Source organism: Castellaniella caeni NBRC 101664, from assembly GCF_001592225.1.
Classification (GTDB): domain Bacteria; phylum Pseudomonadota; class Gammaproteobacteria; order Burkholderiales; family Burkholderiaceae_B; genus Castellaniella; species Castellaniella caeni.
Genome location: NZ_BCWN01000016.1, coordinates 21,541 through 41,505 on the forward strand (window position 1 = coordinate 21,541; position 19,965 = coordinate 41,505).

At 67.8% G+C, this 19,965-nt stretch carries 19 protein-coding genes; 5 read left to right on the forward strand and 14 right to left on the reverse strand.

What is annotated here, in order from left to right:
- The first annotated feature begins 16 nt into the window (after window positions 1–16).
- A complete protein-coding gene (locus tag CCA01S_RS10635) occupies window positions 17–814 on the forward strand; it encodes a metallophosphoesterase (protein WP_084386687.1) in 798 nt (265 codons plus the stop codon).
- On the opposite strand, the gene CCA01S_RS10640 is transcribed toward CCA01S_RS10635, so the two are convergent.
- Together CCA01S_RS10640 and mnmC are read right to left on the reverse strand one after the other, a co-directional pair.
- The gene (locus CCA01S_RS10640; RefSeq protein ID WP_066458129.1) at window positions 800–2,989 is read right to left on the reverse strand and encodes a glycoside hydrolase family 31 protein; all 2,190 of its coding nucleotides are present in this window, start codon (window positions 2,987–2,989) and stop codon (window positions 800–802) included. The genes CCA01S_RS10635 and CCA01S_RS10640 overlap by 15 nt on opposite strands.
- An 87-nt stretch (window positions 2,990–3,076) precedes the next feature.
- Complete coding sequence (gene mnmC, locus CCA01S_RS10645; protein WP_066458131.1) at window positions 3,077–4,942, reverse strand: bifunctional tRNA (5-methylaminomethyl-2-thiouridine)(34)-methyltransferase MnmC2/FAD-dependent 5-carboxymethylaminomethyl-2-thiouridine(34) oxidoreductase MnmC1; 1,866 nt, start codon at window positions 4,940–4,942, stop codon at window positions 3,077–3,079.
- Between the two features lie 94 nt (window positions 4,943–5,036).
- Between mnmC and CCA01S_RS10650 the strand changes: the two genes are divergently transcribed.
- The 4 genes from CCA01S_RS10650 to mgtE all read left to right on the forward strand — a co-directional run bounded on the left by CCA01S_RS10650 (window position 5,037) and on the right by mgtE (window position 9,113).
- On the forward strand, window positions 5,037–5,876 hold the full coding sequence (locus CCA01S_RS10650) for an inositol monophosphatase family protein (RefSeq protein WP_066458133.1): 840 nt from the start codon (window positions 5,037–5,039) through the stop codon (window positions 5,874–5,876).
- Complete coding sequence (locus CCA01S_RS10655) at window positions 5,873–7,072, forward strand: M20 aminoacylase family protein (protein WP_066458135.1); 1,200 nt, start codon at window positions 5,873–5,875, stop codon at window positions 7,070–7,072. Before CCA01S_RS10650 ends, CCA01S_RS10655 begins: the two co-directional genes overlap by 4 nt.
- 138 nt (window positions 7,073–7,210) lie before the next feature.
- Window positions 7,211–7,603, forward strand: coding sequence for an acyl-CoA thioesterase (locus CCA01S_RS10660; protein ID WP_066458137.1), 393 nt, complete (start codon window positions 7,211–7,213; stop codon window positions 7,601–7,603).
- A 13-nt stretch (window positions 7,604–7,616) separates the two neighbouring features.
- Window positions 7,617–9,113 (forward strand): magnesium transporter, encoded by a 1,497-nt coding sequence (mgtE, locus tag CCA01S_RS10665; protein WP_066458139.1) that lies wholly within the window; start codon window positions 7,617–7,619, stop codon window positions 9,111–9,113.
- A 7-nt stretch (window positions 9,114–9,120) separates the two neighbouring features.
- Here mgtE and CCA01S_RS10670 read toward each other — a convergent pair whose 3' ends face one another.
- The 12 genes from CCA01S_RS10670 to CCA01S_RS10725 all read right to left on the reverse strand — a co-directional run bounded on the left by CCA01S_RS10670 (window position 9,121) and on the right by CCA01S_RS10725 (window position 19,961).
- On the reverse strand, window positions 9,121–9,555 hold the full coding sequence (locus CCA01S_RS10670; protein ID WP_066458141.1) for an Sbal_3080 family lipoprotein: 435 nt from the start codon (window positions 9,553–9,555) through the stop codon (window positions 9,121–9,123).
- Between the two features lie 12 nt (window positions 9,556–9,567).
- On the reverse strand, window positions 9,568–10,191 hold the full coding sequence (locus CCA01S_RS10675) for a 4'-phosphopantetheinyl transferase superfamily protein (protein WP_180984198.1): 624 nt from the start codon (window positions 10,189–10,191) through the stop codon (window positions 9,568–9,570).
- 82 nt (window positions 10,192–10,273) lie between these two features.
- Window positions 10,274–11,500: a beta-ketoacyl-ACP synthase gene (locus CCA01S_RS10680; protein WP_066458144.1), complete on the reverse strand. Its 1,227-nt coding sequence runs from the start codon at window positions 11,498–11,500 to the stop codon at window positions 10,274–10,276.
- Window positions 11,497–12,234: a 3-ketoacyl-ACP reductase FabG2 gene (locus CCA01S_RS10685; protein ID WP_066458147.1), complete on the reverse strand. Its 738-nt coding sequence runs from the start codon at window positions 12,232–12,234 to the stop codon at window positions 11,497–11,499. Before CCA01S_RS10685 ends, CCA01S_RS10680 begins: the two co-directional genes overlap by 4 nt.
- Window positions 12,231–12,704: a hotdog family protein gene (locus CCA01S_RS10690; protein ID WP_066458150.1), complete on the reverse strand. Its 474-nt coding sequence runs from the start codon at window positions 12,702–12,704 to the stop codon at window positions 12,231–12,233. The genes CCA01S_RS10685 and CCA01S_RS10690 overlap by 4 nt, the downstream gene beginning before the upstream one ends.
- On the reverse strand, window positions 12,701–13,891 hold the full coding sequence (locus tag CCA01S_RS10695) for a beta-ketoacyl-[acyl-carrier-protein] synthase family protein (RefSeq protein WP_066458153.1): 1,191 nt from the start codon (window positions 13,889–13,891) through the stop codon (window positions 12,701–12,703). Before CCA01S_RS10695 ends, CCA01S_RS10690 begins: the two co-directional genes overlap by 4 nt.
- Before the next feature lie 16 nt (window positions 13,892–13,907).
- Window positions 13,908–14,474 (reverse strand): DUF3261 domain-containing protein, encoded by a 567-nt coding sequence (locus tag CCA01S_RS10700; RefSeq protein ID WP_066458156.1) that lies wholly within the window; start codon window positions 14,472–14,474, stop codon window positions 13,908–13,910.
- Complete coding sequence (locus CCA01S_RS10705; RefSeq protein ID WP_066458158.1) at window positions 14,468–16,789, reverse strand: MMPL family transporter; 2,322 nt, start codon at window positions 16,787–16,789, stop codon at window positions 14,468–14,470. Before CCA01S_RS10705 ends, CCA01S_RS10700 begins: the two co-directional genes overlap by 7 nt.
- Window positions 16,761–17,444: an outer membrane lipoprotein carrier protein LolA gene (locus tag CCA01S_RS10710; RefSeq protein ID WP_084386690.1), complete on the reverse strand. Its 684-nt coding sequence runs from the start codon at window positions 17,442–17,444 to the stop codon at window positions 16,761–16,763. The genes CCA01S_RS10705 and CCA01S_RS10710 overlap by 29 nt, the downstream gene beginning before the upstream one ends.
- Complete coding sequence (locus tag CCA01S_RS10715; RefSeq protein WP_066458160.1) at window positions 17,444–17,860, reverse strand: acyl-CoA thioesterase; 417 nt, start codon at window positions 17,858–17,860, stop codon at window positions 17,444–17,446. The genes CCA01S_RS10710 and CCA01S_RS10715 overlap by 1 nt, the downstream gene beginning before the upstream one ends.
- Window positions 17,857–19,599, reverse strand: a complete 1,743-nt coding sequence (locus tag CCA01S_RS10720; protein ID WP_232305074.1) for a glycosyltransferase family 2 protein — start codon at window positions 19,597–19,599, stop codon at window positions 17,857–17,859. Before CCA01S_RS10720 ends, CCA01S_RS10715 begins: the two co-directional genes overlap by 4 nt.
- Window positions 19,596–19,961 (reverse strand): 3-hydroxyacyl-ACP dehydratase FabZ family protein, encoded by a 366-nt coding sequence (locus tag CCA01S_RS10725; RefSeq protein WP_066458163.1) that lies wholly within the window; start codon window positions 19,959–19,961, stop codon window positions 19,596–19,598. Before CCA01S_RS10725 ends, CCA01S_RS10720 begins: the two co-directional genes overlap by 4 nt.
- Between the last annotated feature and the right edge of the window lie 4 nt (window positions 19,962–19,965).

The following is a 19,965-nucleotide window of genomic DNA, read 5'->3' on the forward strand; positions in this document are numbered from 1 at the left end:
CGGAGACCGTATCGCCATGCCTGATACTCACGATTCCGCGGCACTGCGGCTGCACATTCTGTCCGATTTGCACCTGAGCGTGCAGGGTCTGGCGCTGCCTGCCATCCAGGCCGACGTCACCATCCTGGCCGGCGACATCGCCCGCCCCCAGGCGGCCATGCAGTGGGCCAGCCAGATCGACCGCCCGGTGCTGTACGTACCGGGCAACCACGAATTCTACGGCGGCAGCATCCCCGGCGTGCGCGCGCAGCTGGCCGATGCCGCCCGCCAGCACGGCATCCGGCTGCTCGACCAGCAGGCCGCCGTCATCCAGGGCGTGCGCTTTCTGGGCACCACACTCTGGACGGACTTTGAACTCTTCGGCACCGAACAACGGCAAAAGGCCATGGAACAGACCGGCGCCTTCATGCGCGACTTCCAGGTCATCAAGAACGGCGACGGCACAGTCTTCTCGCCGCAAGATTCCATCGATCTGTTTCGCGCCCAATACGACTGGCTGGACGCCATGCTCGACGAACCCTTCGACGGCCCCACGGTGGTCATCACCCACCACGCCCCCAGCCTGCGCAGCGTACACCCGCGCTTTGAAGACTCGCTCGTCAGCGCCGGTTTCGTGTCCGACTGCACGGGCCTCATGGGGCGCGCCAGCCTGTGGATACACGGCCACACGCACGACAGCTTCGACTACACCGTGCGCGGCACGCGCGTGCTGTGCAATCCGCGCGGCTACTGCCGCGACGGGGTCAACGAGAACCCGATGTTCAACCCCGGGTTCTGCGTGGACGTGCCCATCGCCGTGTCATCGAGCCCTTGAAATACGCACTTCGGCGCCACGGCGTTTTACTTCAAGGCCCTCGGACGGCAGGATTTTCAGCCCTTCGAGCCCCTTGATGTAGCTGGAACCCTGCATCTGCATGACGCGAATCTTGTTGCGCATCACCACGGGGTTGTGCTCGGGCATGCCGAACATCCAGACTTCTTCGAGGATGCGGGCGGAATTGATCTCGCCCGTGTGCTGGGCCACGGGCCCCAGGCACAGCATGTGGCCTTCGCGGCCAAACACGGGGATGGCGTCCAGCCCCGGCTGCAGCGTCCAACGGGTGCCGCCTTCGTAGCGCCAGCCGGTGGCGAGATCCCACCAGGCATCGCCCTTGGGCAGATAGACCTCGGTGCTGCCGCCCGCCTGCATCACGGGTGCCACCAGCAAGGCGGGGCCCAAGAGATACTGGGTGTCCCAGACATGGGCGTCGGGGTCGGCCGGATACGCCTGGGCCATCGAGCGCTGCACGGGCAGGCCGGTGCGCACGGCGTCGTCGATGATGCCTGCCACGTAGGGCAGCAGGCGATAGCGCCACTGCAGCCAGTGCTTGACCAACGCGCGGGTGGCGTCATCAAAGGCATCGGGCATCAGGTCGGGATGTCCCTGGAAGCTGAAATTGGCCGAAAACACGCACATGGCCAGCCAGCGCAGGTACAGCTCGGGGTTCATGCCACTGGCGGGTTGCCCGGCATTGCCCAGGCGATGCGTCTGCACCGCCACGCCGCTGTTGCCCACCGACAGCGCGGCACGCAGGGTGTCGGCATAGCCTTGCCAGCTGTTTTCCACTGCGGGCCCCTGCTGCCAGGCGAAGCGCTGCACGCCGGGGAACAGATCGCGGCTGAGCATGACGCCCTCTTGGGGCGTACGTGGCGCCGCCACGGCATCGAACAATGCGCGGCGCGCCAGATGCGGATACGCCGTGCGCAGGGTGGCGCCGGTTTCGCCGCCACGCGCCTCGACGTCGTCCGGAAAATCGAACTGAGCCTGACAGATGGGGGCATCGAGCCCTTCTTCGAGCGCCTGCTGATGGCGTTCGGTGAACAGGCGGGCCGCGTCTTTGTGGGTGAGATCGAGCAGGCCGAAAGGCTGGCCGCCCGAGGCCGGGGTGCCGGGACACACCCAGACGTCGCCCTCGGCATCGCACAGCAGCCAGCCGCGGTCTTCCCATTCGTCGAAGAGCGGCGTGCCCTGCAAGACGCCCGGGATGCAGCTGCCCGCCAGGTGCACGTCGAGCGCCTGAGCGGCCTGGCTGAAGGCACGCCAGTTGGGCACACGCGCGGCCCATTCGAAGACCGGCTTGTCGGCCTGAAAGCCGACGATGGCCGGGTCGGCCAGCTGCAGAACGTCGAGCGCCAGGCCCTGCTCGCGCAGACTGCGGATCTGTCGCAGGCTGTCTTCGGTGCTTTGACCCGGCGCCTGGTCGAGCCACACCCCCATGGGCCAGAGGTTGGGCTGCCCGGCGCGCCCGGTGAGGGCCGTGTATTGATTGAGGATTTCGCCGGGCTCGCCCACGAACAGGAACAGGTCGAGCCCCGCGCCGCGCGCCTGCACGACGTAAGCCCCGGCTTCTTCGAGCCCGTGCTCGACCCGATCCAGCGTGTTGACGCAGGCACCCCAGCCACGCGGGCTCCAGGCCAGCGGCAGGCAGCGATCCGCGGGGACGTCGGACACCAGGCGCGCGGCGCGGCGATCGAGGTCGCCCTGCGTTTCACCCAGGCCGAAAATGCCTTCGTCTTCGCCCAGCGACCAGCGCAGCTGCCAGCACGCGTCGTCTTCGGTCGAGGACGCGGGACGCGCCGACAGATGGATCTGCGCGATGCAGTGATCCTGGCGCAGCAAGCGCAAGGTGGGTTCGGGGCCGCCAACGGCCAGACAGGTGTCACCGTGGGTCAGGTGCCAGTGGCCGGGGGCGGGCGACTGGCATTCGAACTCGCCCACGGCCTCGTCGCGCGCCAGCAGCATCTGCGCGTGACGCTGCAGGCGCAGGCTGGGCTTGGCGGGTTGCAGCCACGTGCGTGGGCCGCAGCGCAGGCGAAAGACGCCCGGCGCATGGGCTTCGATGCGCAGGCACCATTCGTCCGAATGGTAGGCCCATTCGACGCAGGACGACGTCGTGGTGACCGGGCCAGTCTCGAAAAGTTGGTCCGCCAATTCGATGGTGGGCGACACAGCGTGATCCTCTGGGCGACTTGCCCACATGAGTCTTGTAAAAGGTATTATTCTGACGGATTTACGCCATAAAATAAAATCGGATTTTCAGCGCAGACGAATCCGTCGCTGCAATTCGCGCTCGATGGGCCAGGGTTCTGCCGCCAAACGGGCGGCAATCAGGTCGCCCGCCAGCGCCGACCACGTCAGGCCGCGCGAACCGTACGCGCAGGCCAGCCACAAGCCAGGGTGCCGCGGCACGGCATCGATCACCGGCAGATGATCCCGGGTGGCCGCGCGCCAGCCCGCCCAGCCGTCGGGGGCCGCCCGCCCCAGCCAGGGCAGCGCCCCGTCCGGCAGCCAGCGCCCCAGCTGCGCCAATATGTCTTGATGCCCCGCCGCGTCGGCCACGCTCTCGGCCACGTGCGGGCGATACGTGCTGCCCGCCACCGCCCAGCCGTGGCGCGGCGGCAGGCAATAGCCCTTGCCCGACAGTACACAACGAGGCACCGCATCCGCGCCGTCCGGCACGGGGTACAGGCTGACCTGCCCGGCCAGTGGCGTCAGACCCACCAGCACGGGCCAGTCTGACAGCAGGCCGCTGGCCGCCAGCAGCGCCGGGGCATGGCGGGCGTTGGCCAGCACCAGTTGATCCGCCTGGCCAAGCTCGCCACCCTGTGCGTCCAGCAGCTGCCACGCCCCAGAGGGCAGCGCCCGCAGCCGTTCGACGCGCGCCGCGCGGCGCACGATGCCGTCGCCCGACAGCAGCGCCGCCACCAGTTCGCCCGGACAGACCCGCAAGGCTTGCGCAAACCACAGGCCGCCGCGCGCCAGCCCCAGGCCGGCCCGGGCACTGGCCTGGGCGGCGTCCAGCCACTGCACCCACCCGGCCGGAAACCGCAATCGCGCCAGAGCCCGCTGTTGCGCATGGGCCTGTGCATCGTCCTGCGCGCAGACCAGGGCGCCGCAGGCCTCGGGGCGGGCGTCGGCCAGCAGATCGCGCCAACGGGCGCGGGCGCGCTGCAGCCCGACCCGGCTCAGGCGCGAACGCGTATCGTCGTCCGGACTCAAGGCGGGCACCAGGGCCGCCGCGCCACGTTGACGAAACGCGCGCGGCACATCCAGCGCGCAGGCCGGGTCCCAGACCTCGATGGCGTGGCCGCGCAAGGCCAGTGCCTGAGCAATGCCCGCCCCGGCCACCCCGCCGCCCACGATGGCGATCCGCTGCGGCTGGCCGGACGGCGGCGGCGTCCCCAACCCCGGGCGCAGCACGGCCACCGTCATGTCCCGCTTGTCGGCGAAGCCCGGCGCCCGGCTGACGAGAAAACCGGCATCGCGCAAGTCGCGGCGCACCTGCCCCGCAGCGCACCAGCTGGCCGCCGTGGCACCCACCGCCGCCAGGCGCCGCAGCTGGCCAAAGAGCGCGGGCGACCACATGTCGGGATTGACGCGCGGCGCAAAGCCATCGAGCAGAAAGGCATCGACGCAGGCCTGGGCCTGGCGCGCCGTACGGCGCACGTCGCCAAACAGCAGCGTCAGGCTCAGGCGCCCGTCGGCCAGATCGAGGCGGTGCACGCCCGGCAGCAGGGGCGGCCAGGCCGCCGCCAGCGCATCGGCCAGGGGCTGCAGCGCGTCGGGCAACCGCCGCCAGCAGCGGCGCAGATCATCCAGCGAAAACGGATGCGCCTCGAACGCCAGATAGTGCAGGTGCTGGCTACGCCGGGGGTCGTCTTGCCAGGCCTGCCAGGCGGCCAGAAAATTCTGTCCCAGGCCAAAGCCGGTTTCGCACAGGGTGAAGGCCGCGCGCCCCCGCCAGCGGGCCGGCAGGCCGTTGCCCTGCAAAAAGACGTGGCGCGCCTGGGCCAGCGCCCCCGCCGCCCCATGGTAGATATCGCCATAGCGCGCGCTGCGGGGCACGCCCCGCGCGTCTTCGCTCCAGACGGCGGGTTCGAGAACTTCATAGGGACCAGACATGCGGGGACACTCGCTAGCAGCTCACGTACAATGAAACAAACGCCGCGCGGGCCGGCTGATGGCCTCATAGGCGCAGCACAGGAACGATACCGTCATGTTGAACCCGCACCTTCTGTCGGCCGACTATCTCGACGCAGCCGTCACAGCCGCCCACGCCGCGGCAGCCATTTTACAAACTCACGCCCTGCACCGTTCCGACCTCGTCATCGACACCAAACAGCGCAACGATCTGGTCTCGCAAGCCGACCGCGAAGCCGAGGCAGCCATCATCGACATCCTGCAGGCGCGCACGCCCAGCGTGGGCATCATCGCCGAAGAATCCGGCGGCCAGGCGGGCGCGCAGGCTACCTGGTGCATCGACCCGCTCGACGGCACCACCAACTTTCTCAGCGGCATCCCGCACTACGCGGTCTCGATCGCCCTCATCGGCCACGCTGGCTGCCAGCCCGATGGCCGCGCGCCGCTGCCACAAGACACGCCGCTCATCGGGGTCATCTACGACCCCAACCGCGAAGAGCTCTTCTCGTCGCTGTACGGCATCGGCGCCTGGCTCAACGGGCGGCGCATCCAGTGCTCGACCACGCGCACCCTCGACGACGCCGTGCTGGCCACGGGGTTTCCCTTCCGCGATTTTTCCTTCGAGCCGCAATACATGCCGGGGTTCCTGGACGCGATGCACCAGACGCGCGGCGTGCGGCGCTTTGGCTCGGCGGCCCTCGATCTGGCCTGGACGGCTTGCGGGCGTTACGATGGCTACTGGGAAATGGGCCTGGCCCCCTGGGACGTCGCCGCAGGCACGGCGCTGGTGCGCGCGGCGGGCGGGGTCTGCGAAGACCTGTACCACCAGGCCCCCTGGCCCCGAGGCGGCTACGTCATCGCAGCCAACGCGCACATCGCCTCGGCCCTCGACGCCATGATCACGAGGCACTTATGAAACAGGCTCTGCTCGATACCCTGGGCCACTGGTTGCCCGACATGACCGACATCCGGCGCTCGATCCACGCCTGGCCAGAACTGGCGTTCCAAGAGGTACGTACCGCCGACACCGTGGCGCGCCTGCTCGAATCCTGGGGCATCGCGGTGCATCGCGGCCTGGGCACGACCGGCGTGGTCGGCAGCATCGTCGGGCGCGGGCCGGGGCGCGCGGTCGGCCTGCGCGCCGACATGGACGCCCTGCCCATGCCCGAAGCCAACACCTTCGCCCACGCCAGCCAGAACCCCGGCGTCATGCATGCCTGCGGCCACGACGGCCACACCACCATGCTGCTGGCCGCCGCCCGCTACCTGGCCGAACAGCGCGATTTCAACGGCACGGTGCACGTGCTCTTCCAGCCCGCCGAAGAAGGCGGCGGCGGGGCCCGGCGCATGATCGAAGACGGCCTCTTCACGCAGTTTCCCATGGATGCCGTCTTCGGCATGCACAACTGGCCGGGGCTGCCGGTGGGCACCTTCGGGCTCACCGAAGGCCCCATCATGGCCTCCAGCAACCGCTTCAACATCACCCTGCAGGGCAAGGGCGCGCACGGCGCCATGCCGCACCTGGGGGTCGATCCGGTCGTGGCGGCCGCGCAGCTCACCCTGGCCTTCCAGACCATTCTCACGCGCAACAAAGACCCGCTGGACGCCGGCGTCATCAGCGTGACGCAAATCCACACGGGCTCGGCCGACAACGTCATCCCCGACCAGGCGGTGCTGCGCGGCACCGTGCGCACACTCGACGACGCCGTGCTCGATCTCATCGAGGCGCGCATGCGCGCACTCAGCACGCAGCTGGCCGCAGCCATGGGCTGCACGGCCGACTTCCACTTCAGCCGCGAATACCCGGCCACGCTCAACCATCCCGCCGAGACCGCGCTGTGCACCGAAGTATTGACGGGGCTGGTGGGGACCGAACACGTACAAACGGCGGTACGCCCCTCGATGGGCGCCGAAGACTTCGCCTTCATGCTGCAGCAGCGGCCCGGCTGCTACGTCTGGATCGGCAACGGCACTGGAGATCACCGCACGCCGGGCCACGGTGCGGGCCCCTGCACGCTGCACAACAGCAGCTACGACTTCAACGACGCACTCATTCCACTGGGCGCGGCCTACTGGGTCTTGCTGGCACAGCGAGCCCTGCAAGCCGACTAAGCCGGCCACGCGCACCGGACAGCGCCGCCGGGGCGGTCGGCCAACAGCCGCCTCGCGCTGACGGGTAAAATACCCGGATTCGCCGGGCGCCCCTCACCAGAGGTGCCCTTGATTTTTAATCGTCCTGCGCCAAGCCTCATGCCCACCACGCTACCCACCCACAATCATCCGGCCGTCCTGCGCGTCATGCCCATGCCCGCCGATGCCAACATCCACGGCGACGTGTTCGGCGGCTGGATCATGTCCCAGGTCGACATCGCCGGCTCGATTCCCGCCGCGCGCCGCGCGGGGGGGCGCGTGGCCACGGTGGCCGTCAACGCCTTCACCTTCAAGCAGCCCGTCTTCGTCGGCGACCTGCTCAGCTTCTACGCCGAAATCATCCAGACGGGGCGCACGTCCATCACGGTGGCGGTCGAGGTCTACGCCGAACGCCAGCGTCTCGAAGCCGACGTCGTGAAAGTGACCGAAGCCACCCTCACCTACGTCGCCACCGACGAAAACCGCCACAGCCGCCCGCTGCCCCCGATCTGAAGAGGCCGTGCCCATGGCTGAACCCACCATCGAGCAGACCAACCCGGACGCGCCCGCCGCCGTGGTCATCCCGCGGCGGCTCGACCCCGAAGACGCACAGCTTGCGCTGCAAGAACTGCAGTCCATCCTGAAGCGCCAAGAAGTTGTCGAAGCGTTGGCCGAACGGCAGAACGAAACCGACGACGAAGACGCGTCCAATCTGCTCGAAGGCATGCTGCAGCGCCAGCACGAAGAAGAAATCCGGCAGATCGTCAACGCGCTGCACCCGGCCGACATCGCCTTCATCCTCGAATCGCTGCCCGTGGCGCACCGGCAGGCCGTCTGGCGGCTGGTCAGCCAGGAATACGACGCCGACGTGCTGCTCGAGGTCGAGGACTGGGTGCGCGAGTCGCTGATCCAGTCGATGGATCACGAAGACCTGATCGCGGCCACCGGCACCATGGATGCCGACGAGATCGCCGATCTGGCGCCCGACCTGCCCGCCGACGTCATCGCCGAGGTGCAGAAGGGCCTCACCGACGCCGAGCGCGCGCAGCTGGTCGCGGCCATGGGCTACCCCGAAGACACGGTCGGGGCCATCATGGATTTCGACATGGTGCGCGTGCGCGAAGACGTCACGCTCGAAGTGGTGCTGCGCTATTTGCGCCGCCTGCACGAACTGCCCGACCACACCGACCAGATTTTCGTGGTGGATCGCGCCGACCAGCTGCGCGGCACGCTGTCGCTGTCGCGCCTGCTGGTCAGCGAGCCCGACACGCTGGTCAACGCGGTGATGGAACCCGACGTCCTCAGCCTCAACCCCATGGATTCCGACGCGGACGCGGCGGGGGCCTTCGAGCGCTACGACCTGGTGTCGGCGCCGGTGGTGGACGAACAGGGCCGCCTGATCGGCCGCGTCACCATCGACGAGGTGGTGGACGTGCTGCAGGAAGACTCGCAAGAGCAAGAGCTGTCGCGCGCGGGCTTGCAGGAAGAAGACATCTTCGCCCCGGTGCTGGCCGCCCTGCGCAACCGCGCCCCATGGCTGCTGGTGAACCTGTGCACGGCCTCGATCGCCTCGCTGGTGGCCTCACGCTTCGAGGACACCGTCAGCCACATCGTGATCCTGGCGTTTCTGATGTCCATCGTCGCCGGGATCGGCGGCAATTCGGGCAACCAGACGATGACGATGATCATCCGCGCCATGGCCACGGGCCGGGTCACCGGCGCCAACATCTGGCAGCTGGTCAAGCGCGAACTGCAGGTGACGTTTCTGGTCGGCGCCTGCGGCAGCCTGGTGGCCGCCACCTTCGCCTGGGTGATTTCCGATTCTTACGCCATCGCCGCCGTGATGATGGCCGCCATGGTGGGCAATATGCTCATCGGCGCCGCCCTGGGTGTGCTCATCCCGCTGCTGCGCGACCGCTTCGGCAAAGACCCGGCGGTCGGCTCGTCGGTGCTGCTGACCTTCGCCACCGATTCGCTGGGCTTTTTCCTTTTCCTGGGGCTGGCAACCGTGTTCCTGCTGTAGATGGCGATCAGCGGTAAGACGCCAGCAACTGATCGATGACCGGATCCATTTTTGACTTCGTGCCGGCCCATTTGTTCAACGCAAAGCCGCCCTTGCCTTTCAAGTGATACTGAGCATACGCCACCTGTCTGCCATCCTGTCGAATCCAGAGCTCGGCATCTACCAGATAGGTTACAAAATCCCAGGAGCGCCGGGCGGTATACGTCATCACATACTCACAGTGCTCCATGACGTCTCCCGAAAAGACCTCTGTAGTGATGCCATGCCGATCAAACCCAGAACGCACAACGTCTACAAAATCGCTCACCTGCACTTTCGGATTCAACTGAATGCAGACGTGCCGCAAATTTGCTGCTCGATCTACCGGCGTGACCGTGATTGCAGTACATGCCGTCAGGCTGGCGACGGCACATCCGGCCACAAGAAGGTGCATATTGGCCATTGAAACTCCTTTTTAGACAATGAGAGAAAGACGGACGATGGGCGTAGCCAACCTGGCCAGGCAGCAGGCGATGGAGAGGCCTTGCGCCAGCTGGTGCTGCACGGCATGAGTGCGGCTATAGGGGGGGTGCGGCTGCACGGCAAGGTTGGCCATGTCCCAGACGCTGTGGCCTTGCCGCTTCAGCAGGGCTTCACGCACCGTCCAGAGCGTCCAGAAGGCATCGGCCTGGGCGGGGGTGCCGTGCAGAGATTCCAGGTGCACAGTCTCCGCCTGCGAAAAGTACTGCCGGGCGATGGTCATGAGGCCCGCGCGCGGACGCAGCAGCTCGATGTCGCAGCCGACGGGCTGCTGGTCGGGGCCCAGCAGCACGGCGATGAAGCCGCCGCTGTGGCTGATGCTGAAAGCGGGCATGGTCGGGCTCGCGGGCAGCGGCTTGCCCGATGGCCCCACAGGCAAAGCGGGCAGCCGACCCTGGCCCAGCAGGCACGCCAGCAGCACGCGACCAGCCAACCAGGCCGCGCGCCGCGCCGCGGGCTGCTGCGGCGCCTGCGCCAGCAACGCCGCGGACAAGTGTTCGCGCGCCAATGCCTCCGACGCGCAGGCGTCGATGCGTGCCAGTACAAGACGGGCTGGCACGCCGGGGCGGCCAGCATGCTCAGACCCCGGCGCAGGCACGATCCCGGCAACGGACAACGAGGGCGCGAACACCGGCATCCGTCTATGCCCCTCGGCGAATGACCAGCGAAGTATTGATGCCGCCAAAGGCAAAGTTGTTGCTCTGAAAAAATTCGGTCTGAACCGGGCGCGCTTCGCTCACGATGTGGTCAAGCGCAGCGCATTCCGGGTCGGGCTGGCGGAGGTTGAGCGTGGGGGCGAACCAGCCCTCGCGCATCATCTCCAGCCCCAGCCAGACTTCCAGCGCACCGCAAGCGCCCAGGGTGTGGCCAAAGTAGCTCTTCAGGGAAGAAATCGGCGTGTCGGCGCCAAAGACATTAGCCGTGGCGCGGCTCTCGGCCACGTCGCCCCGGCTGGTGGCCGTACCATGCGCGCTGATATAGCCGATGTCGGGCGCGGCCAGGCCGCTCATATCCAGCGACTGCTGCAGGCATGCCTGCATGGTTTCCCAATTGGGCTGCGTGATGTGCGTGGCATCGCAGTTGGTGGCGAAACCCAGCACCTCGCCGTAGATGTGCGCGCCGCGCGCCTTGGCGTGATCCATGTTTTCCAGCACCAGCGTGCCCGCACCCTCGCCGATCACCAGGCCGTCGCGCTGCGTATCGAACGGCGCGGGCGTGAGCTGTGGCGCATCGTTGCGCTGGCTGGTGGCAAACAGAGTGTCGAACACCGCCACTTCAGTCGGGCACAGCTCTTCGGCGCCGCCCGCCACCATCACCGTCTGCAGGCCGTGGCGGATGGCCTCGAAGGCATAGCCGATGCCCTGGCTGCCCGAAGTGCAGGCGCTGGACGTGGGAATGACGCGCCCGCGCAGGCCGAAGAACAGGCCGACATTGACCGCTGCCGTATGCGGCATCATCTGCACGTACGTGGTGCCGGTGATGTTGCGCGTGTGCTTTTCCACCAGCATGACGGCAAAGTCGCTGATCGGGCCCGTGCTGCCGGTAGACGAGCCATAGGCGATACCCGTGGCACCGTTGGTGAGCACCGGATCGTCCACCAGGCCAGCCATGGTCAAGGCATGCTCGGTGGCCCGGGTGGCCAACAGGGACACCCGCCCCATCGAGCGGATCTTCTTGCGCGTGTAGTGCCCAGGCAGCGCAAAATCCACCACTGGCGCCCCCAGGCGTGACCCCAGGCCATCGTAGACATCCCACTCAGGCATCCGGCGCACGGCATTGCGGCCCTCGCGGATGCGCGCCGAGATGCTGGCCCAGTCTTCGCCAAACGCGGTCACCCCGCCCATCCCCGTAATCGCCACGCGGTTCATGCCATCCCCCCATTGATTGAAATGACTTGCCGCGTGACGTAGGCGGCAATGTCGGACATCAGATACGCGGCCAGGCCGGCCACTTCGTCAGCCGTGCCCATGCGCTGTGCCGGAATCAGGCCCATAGCCTGCTTGAGCGCCTCAGGTTCGATTTGCACCATGGCCGTGTCGATGAGGCCCGGCGCAATGCAGTTGACGGTGATGCGCCGCTTAGCCAGCTCGATGGCCAGCGCCTTGGTGGCGCCGATGAGCCCCGCCTTGGCCGCGCTGTAGTTGACCTGCCCGCGATTTCCCATCAGGCCGGACACGGACGACAAGGTCAGGATCCGGCCTCCCTGGCGCAGGCCGATCATGGGCATGACGCACGGCTGCACCACGTTGAAAAAGCCATCCAGGTTGGTCTGTATGACCTGATCCCAGTCGCCATCCGTCAACGCCGGAAAAGCGGCATCGCGTGCCAGGCCTGCATTGCAGACCACGCCATACCAGGCGCCGTGCGCATCCATGTCGCGCTCCAGCGCCGCGCGGCAGGCGGCGCGGTCGGCCTGATCAAACTGGATCAGACGCCCCTGCCCACCCGCCTCGCGGAGGCGCGCCAGCGTGACGGTAGCCCCGGCCAGATCACGGTGATAGTGCACGCCCACCCGAAAACCATCGGCTGCCAGACGGCAGGCAATGGCCTGGCCGATCCCCTTGCTGGCCCCCGTGACCAGCACCGAACGCAGTTGCGTCATGATGAACCTCTTTCAAACAGCGCCGCCAGCTCGTGGGCGGCAACCTGACAGGTGCTGAGTCGCGCCTGGGCCAGAAGCACGTCTCCCTGGCGAATATCGGCCTCGAAGCCGCCAATGCGCTCATCGCGCGCCAGCAGCGTGACGTGCACGTCCAGCACGACTCCCGCAGCAAATGCGGGCACCTTGGCGGAAAAGCGCCGCGCCCCCAGCAGCATGCCCAGAGCGATGTCCTGGGCGCCGGCCTGACGCTGATGCCAGCCCGACCACACAGCCACGGCCTGCGCCATGATTTCCAGGCCGAACCAGGCGGGTACGGCACCCGCCGCGTTCAGGAACGGCGCCAGCACCCCGGTGCGGCTGACCGTCACGCGGCAATGGCAGGTCTCGGCATCCACCGCCCGCAGTTCGTCGAGCAGCAGCATGGGCGCCCGGTGCGGCAGGTAATGATGTACCGGCAGAAAATCGCTCATGCGGCCGCCCCCAGAATCAGGCTGGTATTGTTGCCGCCAAAGGCAAAGGCGTTCGACATGACGAGCGGTCGCCGCAGGCGGCCCGGCGCCTGCAACAGGCCAAAGGGCGGCAGGCGCGCATCGAGCGGACTGTGACTGAAGTCCTGCGCGGGCAAGGCCAGCGGCTGCGTCAGCAGCAGCCAGCACAAGGTGGCTTCGCAGGCCCCCGCCGCGCCCAGGGTGTGGCCCAGCAGATGCTTGACCGAGCTGCAGGGCACCTGCTCGCCGAACACCTGCGCCACGGCCTGCGCCTCGACTTGGTCGTTGGCCTGCGTGGCCGTGCCGTGCAGATTAATGTAGGCGACGTCCGCGGCCCGCACGTCGGCATCCTGCAGCGCCATCCGCATGGCCCGCACAGCCCCGGCACCCTCCGGGTGCGGTGCCGACATGTGCCAGGCATCGCTGGATTCACCCACACCCAGCAGCGCCAATGGCTGCGGTTCGCGCGTGAGCAGCAGCAGGGCCGCGCCTTCGCCGATGTTGATGCCCCGGCGGTCGCGGGCAAACGGCTGGCAGCGCTCGGGCGACAACAGCTCCAGGCTGTCGAAGCCGTTGATCGGCATGCGGCTCAAGGTGTCGGCCCCGCCCACGAGGGCGGCATCAGCCAGGCCCGCGGCAATCAGGCGGCGGCCACTGATGATGGCTCGAGCGCTGGACGAACAGGCCGTCGAAACGGTGTACGCCGGGCCCGTGAGTCCCAGAAAACTGGCCAGAAAACGCGCTGGGTCACCCAGTTCCTGTTGTTCGTAGTGATAGCCGTCCGGCCCGGCAGCGGGCCCTTCGCCGCCCGCCGCGCCCTGGACGCGGCTGTAGTGTCGATCGGATTCGTCCAGCCCGGACGTGCTGGTGCCCAGGACGACGGCCACCCGATCCGGGCCAAAACGCAGCACATCGGCATCGACCTGGGCGCGCACCTGTTCCAGCGCCAGCAGCAGCAAGCGGTTGTTGCGCGAGTCGTGGCGGGCCCAGGCCACAGGAGTCGACGGCAGCTCGCCCCCCACTGCGCCCAACATGGCGCGGCGGCCGCCCTGCAGCCAACCGTCACGCAGCTGCATGCCGGGCGCGCGGCCCGCGGCCAGATGGGTGGCGGTTTCTCGCAGATCGCGCCCCAAGGCGCTGCAAAGCCCCGCGGCAGCACAATAAATCATCACAGCATTATCTCAATCAATCGTCCAGGTTCTGGATGTGAATGTCGTAGCCAAAGGCGCGCTGCTGCACCTGTACGGGCCGACGTCCGCCGGGGGCTGCATCATAGTCGATGCGCGTGACAATCTCGCCCCGCTCGTCCAGCAGCCGACGCTGCAGGCCTGCGTCCACCAGCTGCCAGCCCGTCGGCAGGACGGCCTGCCAGGCAGCCACCGGCCAGTAGCTCAACATGATGTCGGAGAGCACCTGCGCCGCGGGCGGCAGGCCCGGCGCCGCAACGTGCTGGCGCGCCTGCAGGCCGTGCGCATCATACTGAAGCGTGAAGAGCCGTATGCCCACCATCGAAAGCCCCACGAGCGACAGGCGGCGGGCATCCGCATCGAGCACGACCGTGAGCGCATGTTCACGCCCGCGATAGCGGCTGGTGAGCAGTTGATGGGCCTGAACGGCGGGTGTCAGCCCCGGCTGCGGCAGGAACACACGCACGCCGGGCCGCAGCCAGGCGCTGGGCCGCGCGCCATCGGGCACGCTGGCGCAAGACGACAGCACCAGCAGACACAGCAGAGCGAGCAGGCGTTTCAACATGAGGGTTCCGTCACGGGAGGGTCTGAATCGGGCAGTGCCAGGGGGGCCAGCAGAAAGGCCGTCAGAATGCCAACGCTGAGCACGATGCCAAAACTGCTGATGGCCCGCGTGCTGCTGAAAACCAGCACGCCCAGCGTCAGCAACGTGGTCAGCATGGCCAGCAGCACGGCAAACAGCGAGGTTCTGGGCGTGCCCCTGGGGTTGCCGAAGAAAATGGTGTAGTTGATGCCGATGCCCAGCACCAGCACCAGGGCCAGTAGCGAGAACAGATTGGCACTGCGCCCGAAAAGCGTCAGGGCGCCCAGCCCCAGAGCCAGCGACAGCAGTGAGGGCACGCTGGTGCGCAGGCCACGGCGCCAGCCCAGCCGGGCCACCGACACGGCACAGACCACGCCCAGGGCCAGGATCAGCAGTCCGCCGAGCATCCGCCGGTAACGGGCAAAGAGCTGATCGAAAGCCGCCTTGCGATCGATCCAGTGGATGCCGTCAGCGGGCTGCGCCAGCGCCGCCAGCGCGGTCGTCTGGCTGACGCCCGCCACAGGCACGAGTACGGCGCTGCGGCCATCGGGCAGACTCAACCACAGCAGGCGCCAACCCTGGCTGGCCGGGCTTGCCAGCCAGGCCTGCGGCTCCAGCGGCACCAGGCGGGTGTCGGCCGGGGGCAGATCCAGGCCAACGGCGGTCAGCGCCTGCCGCACCCCGGCGGCAGCCGCCCGCAGCAGGCGCTGATCCTCCACCTGGCGCTGCAGGGAATGCAGGGGTAAGGCGCGGTACGATCGCAACCAGCCCGCCGCCTGCGCCCGGGCCAGCCGAGGCACGAACGCATCCAGGCGTTCGAGCGCCTGCTGAGGCGAGCGCCCCACGATCAGAAACCACTTCTGATCCATACTCTGCCCCGTCAGCCCGGTGATGCGCCGATCCTGCGCCTGGATGCGGGCGGGCGGTTCCTGCAGCTGGGCGATGTCGTCGCTGAAAGGCAGGCGACCGAGCGCCAAGGCTGCCAGCCCGGCTAGCAGCAGGGGGACGCCCACGCGCACCAAGCGCCGGGTGCGCCAGAGCCGCAGCCAAGCGTCCAGCTGTGACAGGCAGGGCACTGGCGCGGCGCGCAGGGAATGAGTCAGCAGCGGATGCCAGAGCACGACCGTGAGACAGGCCGCACACAGCCCCGCCGCCGCGAAGATCGCCAGCTGGCGGATGCCGGGGAACGGTGCCAGGGTCAGCAGCAGGTACGCCACGGCGCTGGTGCCCAGCGCCATGAACAGCGCCGGGCGCACGCGCCCCATGCTGCGCCAGGGCGATTCCTCATAAGGCCGCGCGCGGCGCTCGACCAGGTAATACAGGGCGTAGTCCACCGAAATCCCCACCACGCTCAGACTCATCGCCAGGGTCATCAGGTGTACTTCGCCAAACAGGGCCACCGTGAGCGCCGTCCCCCACAGGGCACCCATGCCCACCGACAGGACGCACAGCAGCAGCGGCAAGAGGCTGCGAAAGGCCACCAAGATCAGCAGCACCACGCCGAGTATCGTCACACTGCCGATCACCGTCACGTCGTGCCCGGCCTGACGCGCCGCGTGCGCGCTGTAGAACAAGCTGCCACGCGAGAGCACGCTGGCCTGGGGATGGGCCGCCAGGAAGGCGGCTTCTTCCCGGCGAAACACCGCCACCAGCGCGCGCGTGCGGCTCATGTCGAAACTGGAAGCCTGCAACTGGGCGGGCAGAAAATACCAGAAACGCCCCTGGGCGTCGCGCGTGCTCAACCAGCCATCGTTCAGGCTCAACGCGCCCGCTCCCTGCATGAGCGCCATCTGCGCGCCACGCACCAGCATCAGGGGGTCGTGCGCAAGCTCTTGTTGCCCCACGCCCGCGAAGGCCGAATACAACTGCCCCAGCACCCACTGCGCCTGGACATCGCTGCCCGCCTGCAGGCGGGCACGCGTCTGGGCATCCAGCAGGCTGTTGCGATAAGTATGGAAGAACTGCAGCCACTGCCGCTGCAGCTGCGGGGTCATCGGCCCCTGCACCTCGGCCACGCCTGGCAGCGCCAGCATGCGCGTGCGCCACTGGGCCGCCAACCGCGCATCGGGCTGCGTGCCCGGTGACACCATCCAGACCACCTGGCGATCCAGTCGGCGCGTGAAGGCCCTCTCAAGATCGGCTGCCGTTGCGTCCTGCGACTGTACGGGCAGCAGCGCCAGCACGCTGGCGTTGACGGGCACCGCCGCCCAGCGACTCAGCAGCCAAGCGGCGGCCACCAGGCACGCCACCAGCCAAATCAGCGCCGCCTTAGAATTGAAAGTATCGAGCTTCGGCATCGCTTAAGACATCGGCCCCTGGAAGCGGATCACTGAAATGGATTTCCGTGCGGTCGCCCTGGCGGTCGCGCAAGACGACCGTGCGCAGATGCGCCGCCCCACCCAGATCGATAGACTCGAACAAGCGATCCAGGGGCGAGGTACGCGGCTGCAAATGTAGGCGCCAGCCCGCTTCGACGGTTTGGAAATCCAGCTGAAAATTCTGCTGCAAAGAGGCCTGATCCGCCTGCAGCACCGCCCGTAACAGGCGCACCACGTCAAACATCTGCGGGCTGGAGACTGCTGTCAACACCTCGGGGGCCTGTCCGGCCACCTGCTGCATCATGCGGGTATCGGTCAGCACCAGCGTGAGGCCGAACGGCTGTTCCTGCTGCCACCACAGGCCCTGGTCGCGCACCATCAGCAGCTGCCCGCTGGACTTCAGCGGCTTGGGCAACGCACCGAGCCAGCGCGCCTGCTCGAACCGCGCCCGCACAACCGGATGGCTGGCCAGCTGTTGCTGCACTTGCGCCAGCGTCCAGGCCCGCGCCGACGCGGGCGCGGACGCAAGCCACAGCAGACCGAAGCACAGACCCGCAAGCCAGGCGCGCGCCAGAACCACACTCTCACCCGCGCCCGCGCACCGAACCCGCAATCGCCAGATACGCGCCAACATCACAACCCCACCATCCGGTCGAGCAGCGCCTGGGGGCTGGCCAGGCAGATTTCGCCCGTGGCCATGTCCACCGCCACCTGCCGGGTCTGAGCCGTCGTCAGGCGCTGGTTGCTGGCGGCATCACGGATTTCGTATTCGATGCAAAGGTGGTTCTCGTAGTCGCCGATTCGCGCGCTCACCAGCACCTTCTGCTCGTGGTGCAGGGCGTGCCGGTAGCGCACCTGGAAGTCGATGATAGGCCAGGCGTAGCCCGTGTCACGCATGGTCTTGTAGCCGAAACCGATCTGATTGAGCACCGCCTCGCGCGCCAGCTCGAAATAGCGCGCATAGTGGCCGTGCCAGGCCACGCCCATCATATCGACATCATGAAACGGAATGGTCAGCTCGACCCGAGCCTGTCTGCGATCGCCACTCATGGCGCCTCCTTGACGGCGTCCACCGGGGGCGGCGCCTGCCAGAAATCATAGAAATTGAACCAGTCCAGTGGCGACATCAGCGCATGCTGCTCCAGTCGCCGGGCATATCGATCCACCATGGCCTGCAGGCGCTGTGGGCGCTCGGCGCGCGGCGCCAGGGGCGGGGCCTCGAAGGGCTCACAGTGGATCACGCGCTGCCGCCCAACGCGCAAGGCGAACATCAGCACCACCGGCGCCCGCAAGGTGGCGGCCAGAATGAAGGGGCCCGCTGAAAAGGGGGCCGGACGCCCCATGAACGGGCTGTACACGATGCGCAGGGCCCGATCCCGCGCATGGCCGACGGACAGCCGATCGCCCAGGATCGCCACCCACTCGCCAGCATCCAGCTTCTGCTGCAGCACGAGCGCCGTCTCCGGCCCCAGCTCGCGCACCGACAGCAGGTGTACGGTCGCCCGCGGCGAAAATTCCTGCAATATCTGGTTGTAGCGCCGGGCGTGATCCGTGAAGACCAGGGCCGTGATGACCTGGCCCGCGGACTGCTCGGCCAATGCGCGGCAGACCTCGAGATCCCCCAGGTGCGCGCCCAGGATCAGGGTGCCGCGCCGCGCAACGGGCGACAGCACGGCCTGCGCTCCGGGGGCCAGCACCACATCGCGCCCCAACACCAGGTCGCCGCGCCAGCCGGCAATTTTGTCGAGCATGGCCTGCGCGAAGCGGCGAAAGTGCCGATAACTGTTCAAACCGCGCGGCAACACCGTACCAGTGGCGTCGGCGTGGCGGCGCACCACTGCCAGCCACTGGCGGGACGCCCGCCGCGCCGCCCCGGCGCTGCACCAGTATGCCGCCACCACCGGATACAGGGCCAGCTCGAAGGCGGTGCGTCCCAGGGCCTGGTACAGGCGCATCATGATGCGCATGCCCAGCAGGCCGCGCAGCTCTTCCTGCTGCGCCCAGTGGCGTATCCGGCGTCCGGCCAGCAGTCGCGGCAGGCGGCGCAGCATGCCGAAGAACAGCCGCGCGTGCATCCAGCTGATGCGCACGTTGTCGCGCAAGGCATCAAAATTGGACAACCCACCTTCGGGATAGATCACGCGTGTAGGCACGAAGCGCACCGGTGTGCCCGCCCAGTACAGGCGCACCATCACCTCGGGGTCGAAATCCATGTAGCGCCCCAGAAGGGGCACCTGCCGCGCCAGGCTCAACACCGGCGCCAGCGGATAGACCCGAAAGCCGCACATGGCATCGTGGATCTGCAGGGACAGGGTTTCGATCCACACCCAGATATGCGTGAGGTAGCGGCCATAGCGGCGCACTGCGGGGATGGATGCGTCATACACCGGCCGCCCGGAAATCAGAGCGTCGGGATGGCGTCGGGCTTCGGCCAGCAGCTGCGGGACATCACCGACGTCGTGCTGACCGTCAGCATCGATCTGCAGAGCGTGCCAATAGCCCGCCTGCCGCGCGGCCTGAAACCCTGCCAGCACCGCCCCACCCTTACCCTGATTGCCGGACAGGCGCACAACCGTCACCCAGGCATACTGCTGCGCCAGGGCGTCGATCTGCACGCGGGTGGGCGGCGCGCTGCCGTCATCGACGATGAAGCAGTGCAGGCCAAATGCAGCCAGGCGTTGCAGGACGCCCGACAGGCTGGCGCCGTGGTTGTAGCAGGGGATAACGAGGCAACACTGCAGATCGCCCGCGGCGGCCTGCGCCGCGCCGTTCACAACCCCGGTATTCACGCTCCCTCCGGGTCGAGGAAACGCACGCGCCCCCGGCTGAGCGGGCGGCGCGCGCCGTCGGCTTCCTGCTCATAGGTGAAATCCAGCCGGTGAAGATCGGCCAGCCAGTGCAGAGATAACCACAGCGTGTCACCGGGCCGGGCCGGCGACTGAAACTTCACCTGATCCAGACCACCAAAGGCTGCCGTGATGCCGAACAAGGCCTGCGCGTAACCCAGCGCCCAATCCACCTGCACCACGCCCGGCAGGATCGGACACTGCTCAAAGTGCCCCTGAAACCAGAACGCATCCTCGGGCAGCCGCACGCACAACGCCACCTGGTCGGGCGCCCGCCACTGGCGCTGCAGCTCGGTCGGTTTCATGCGC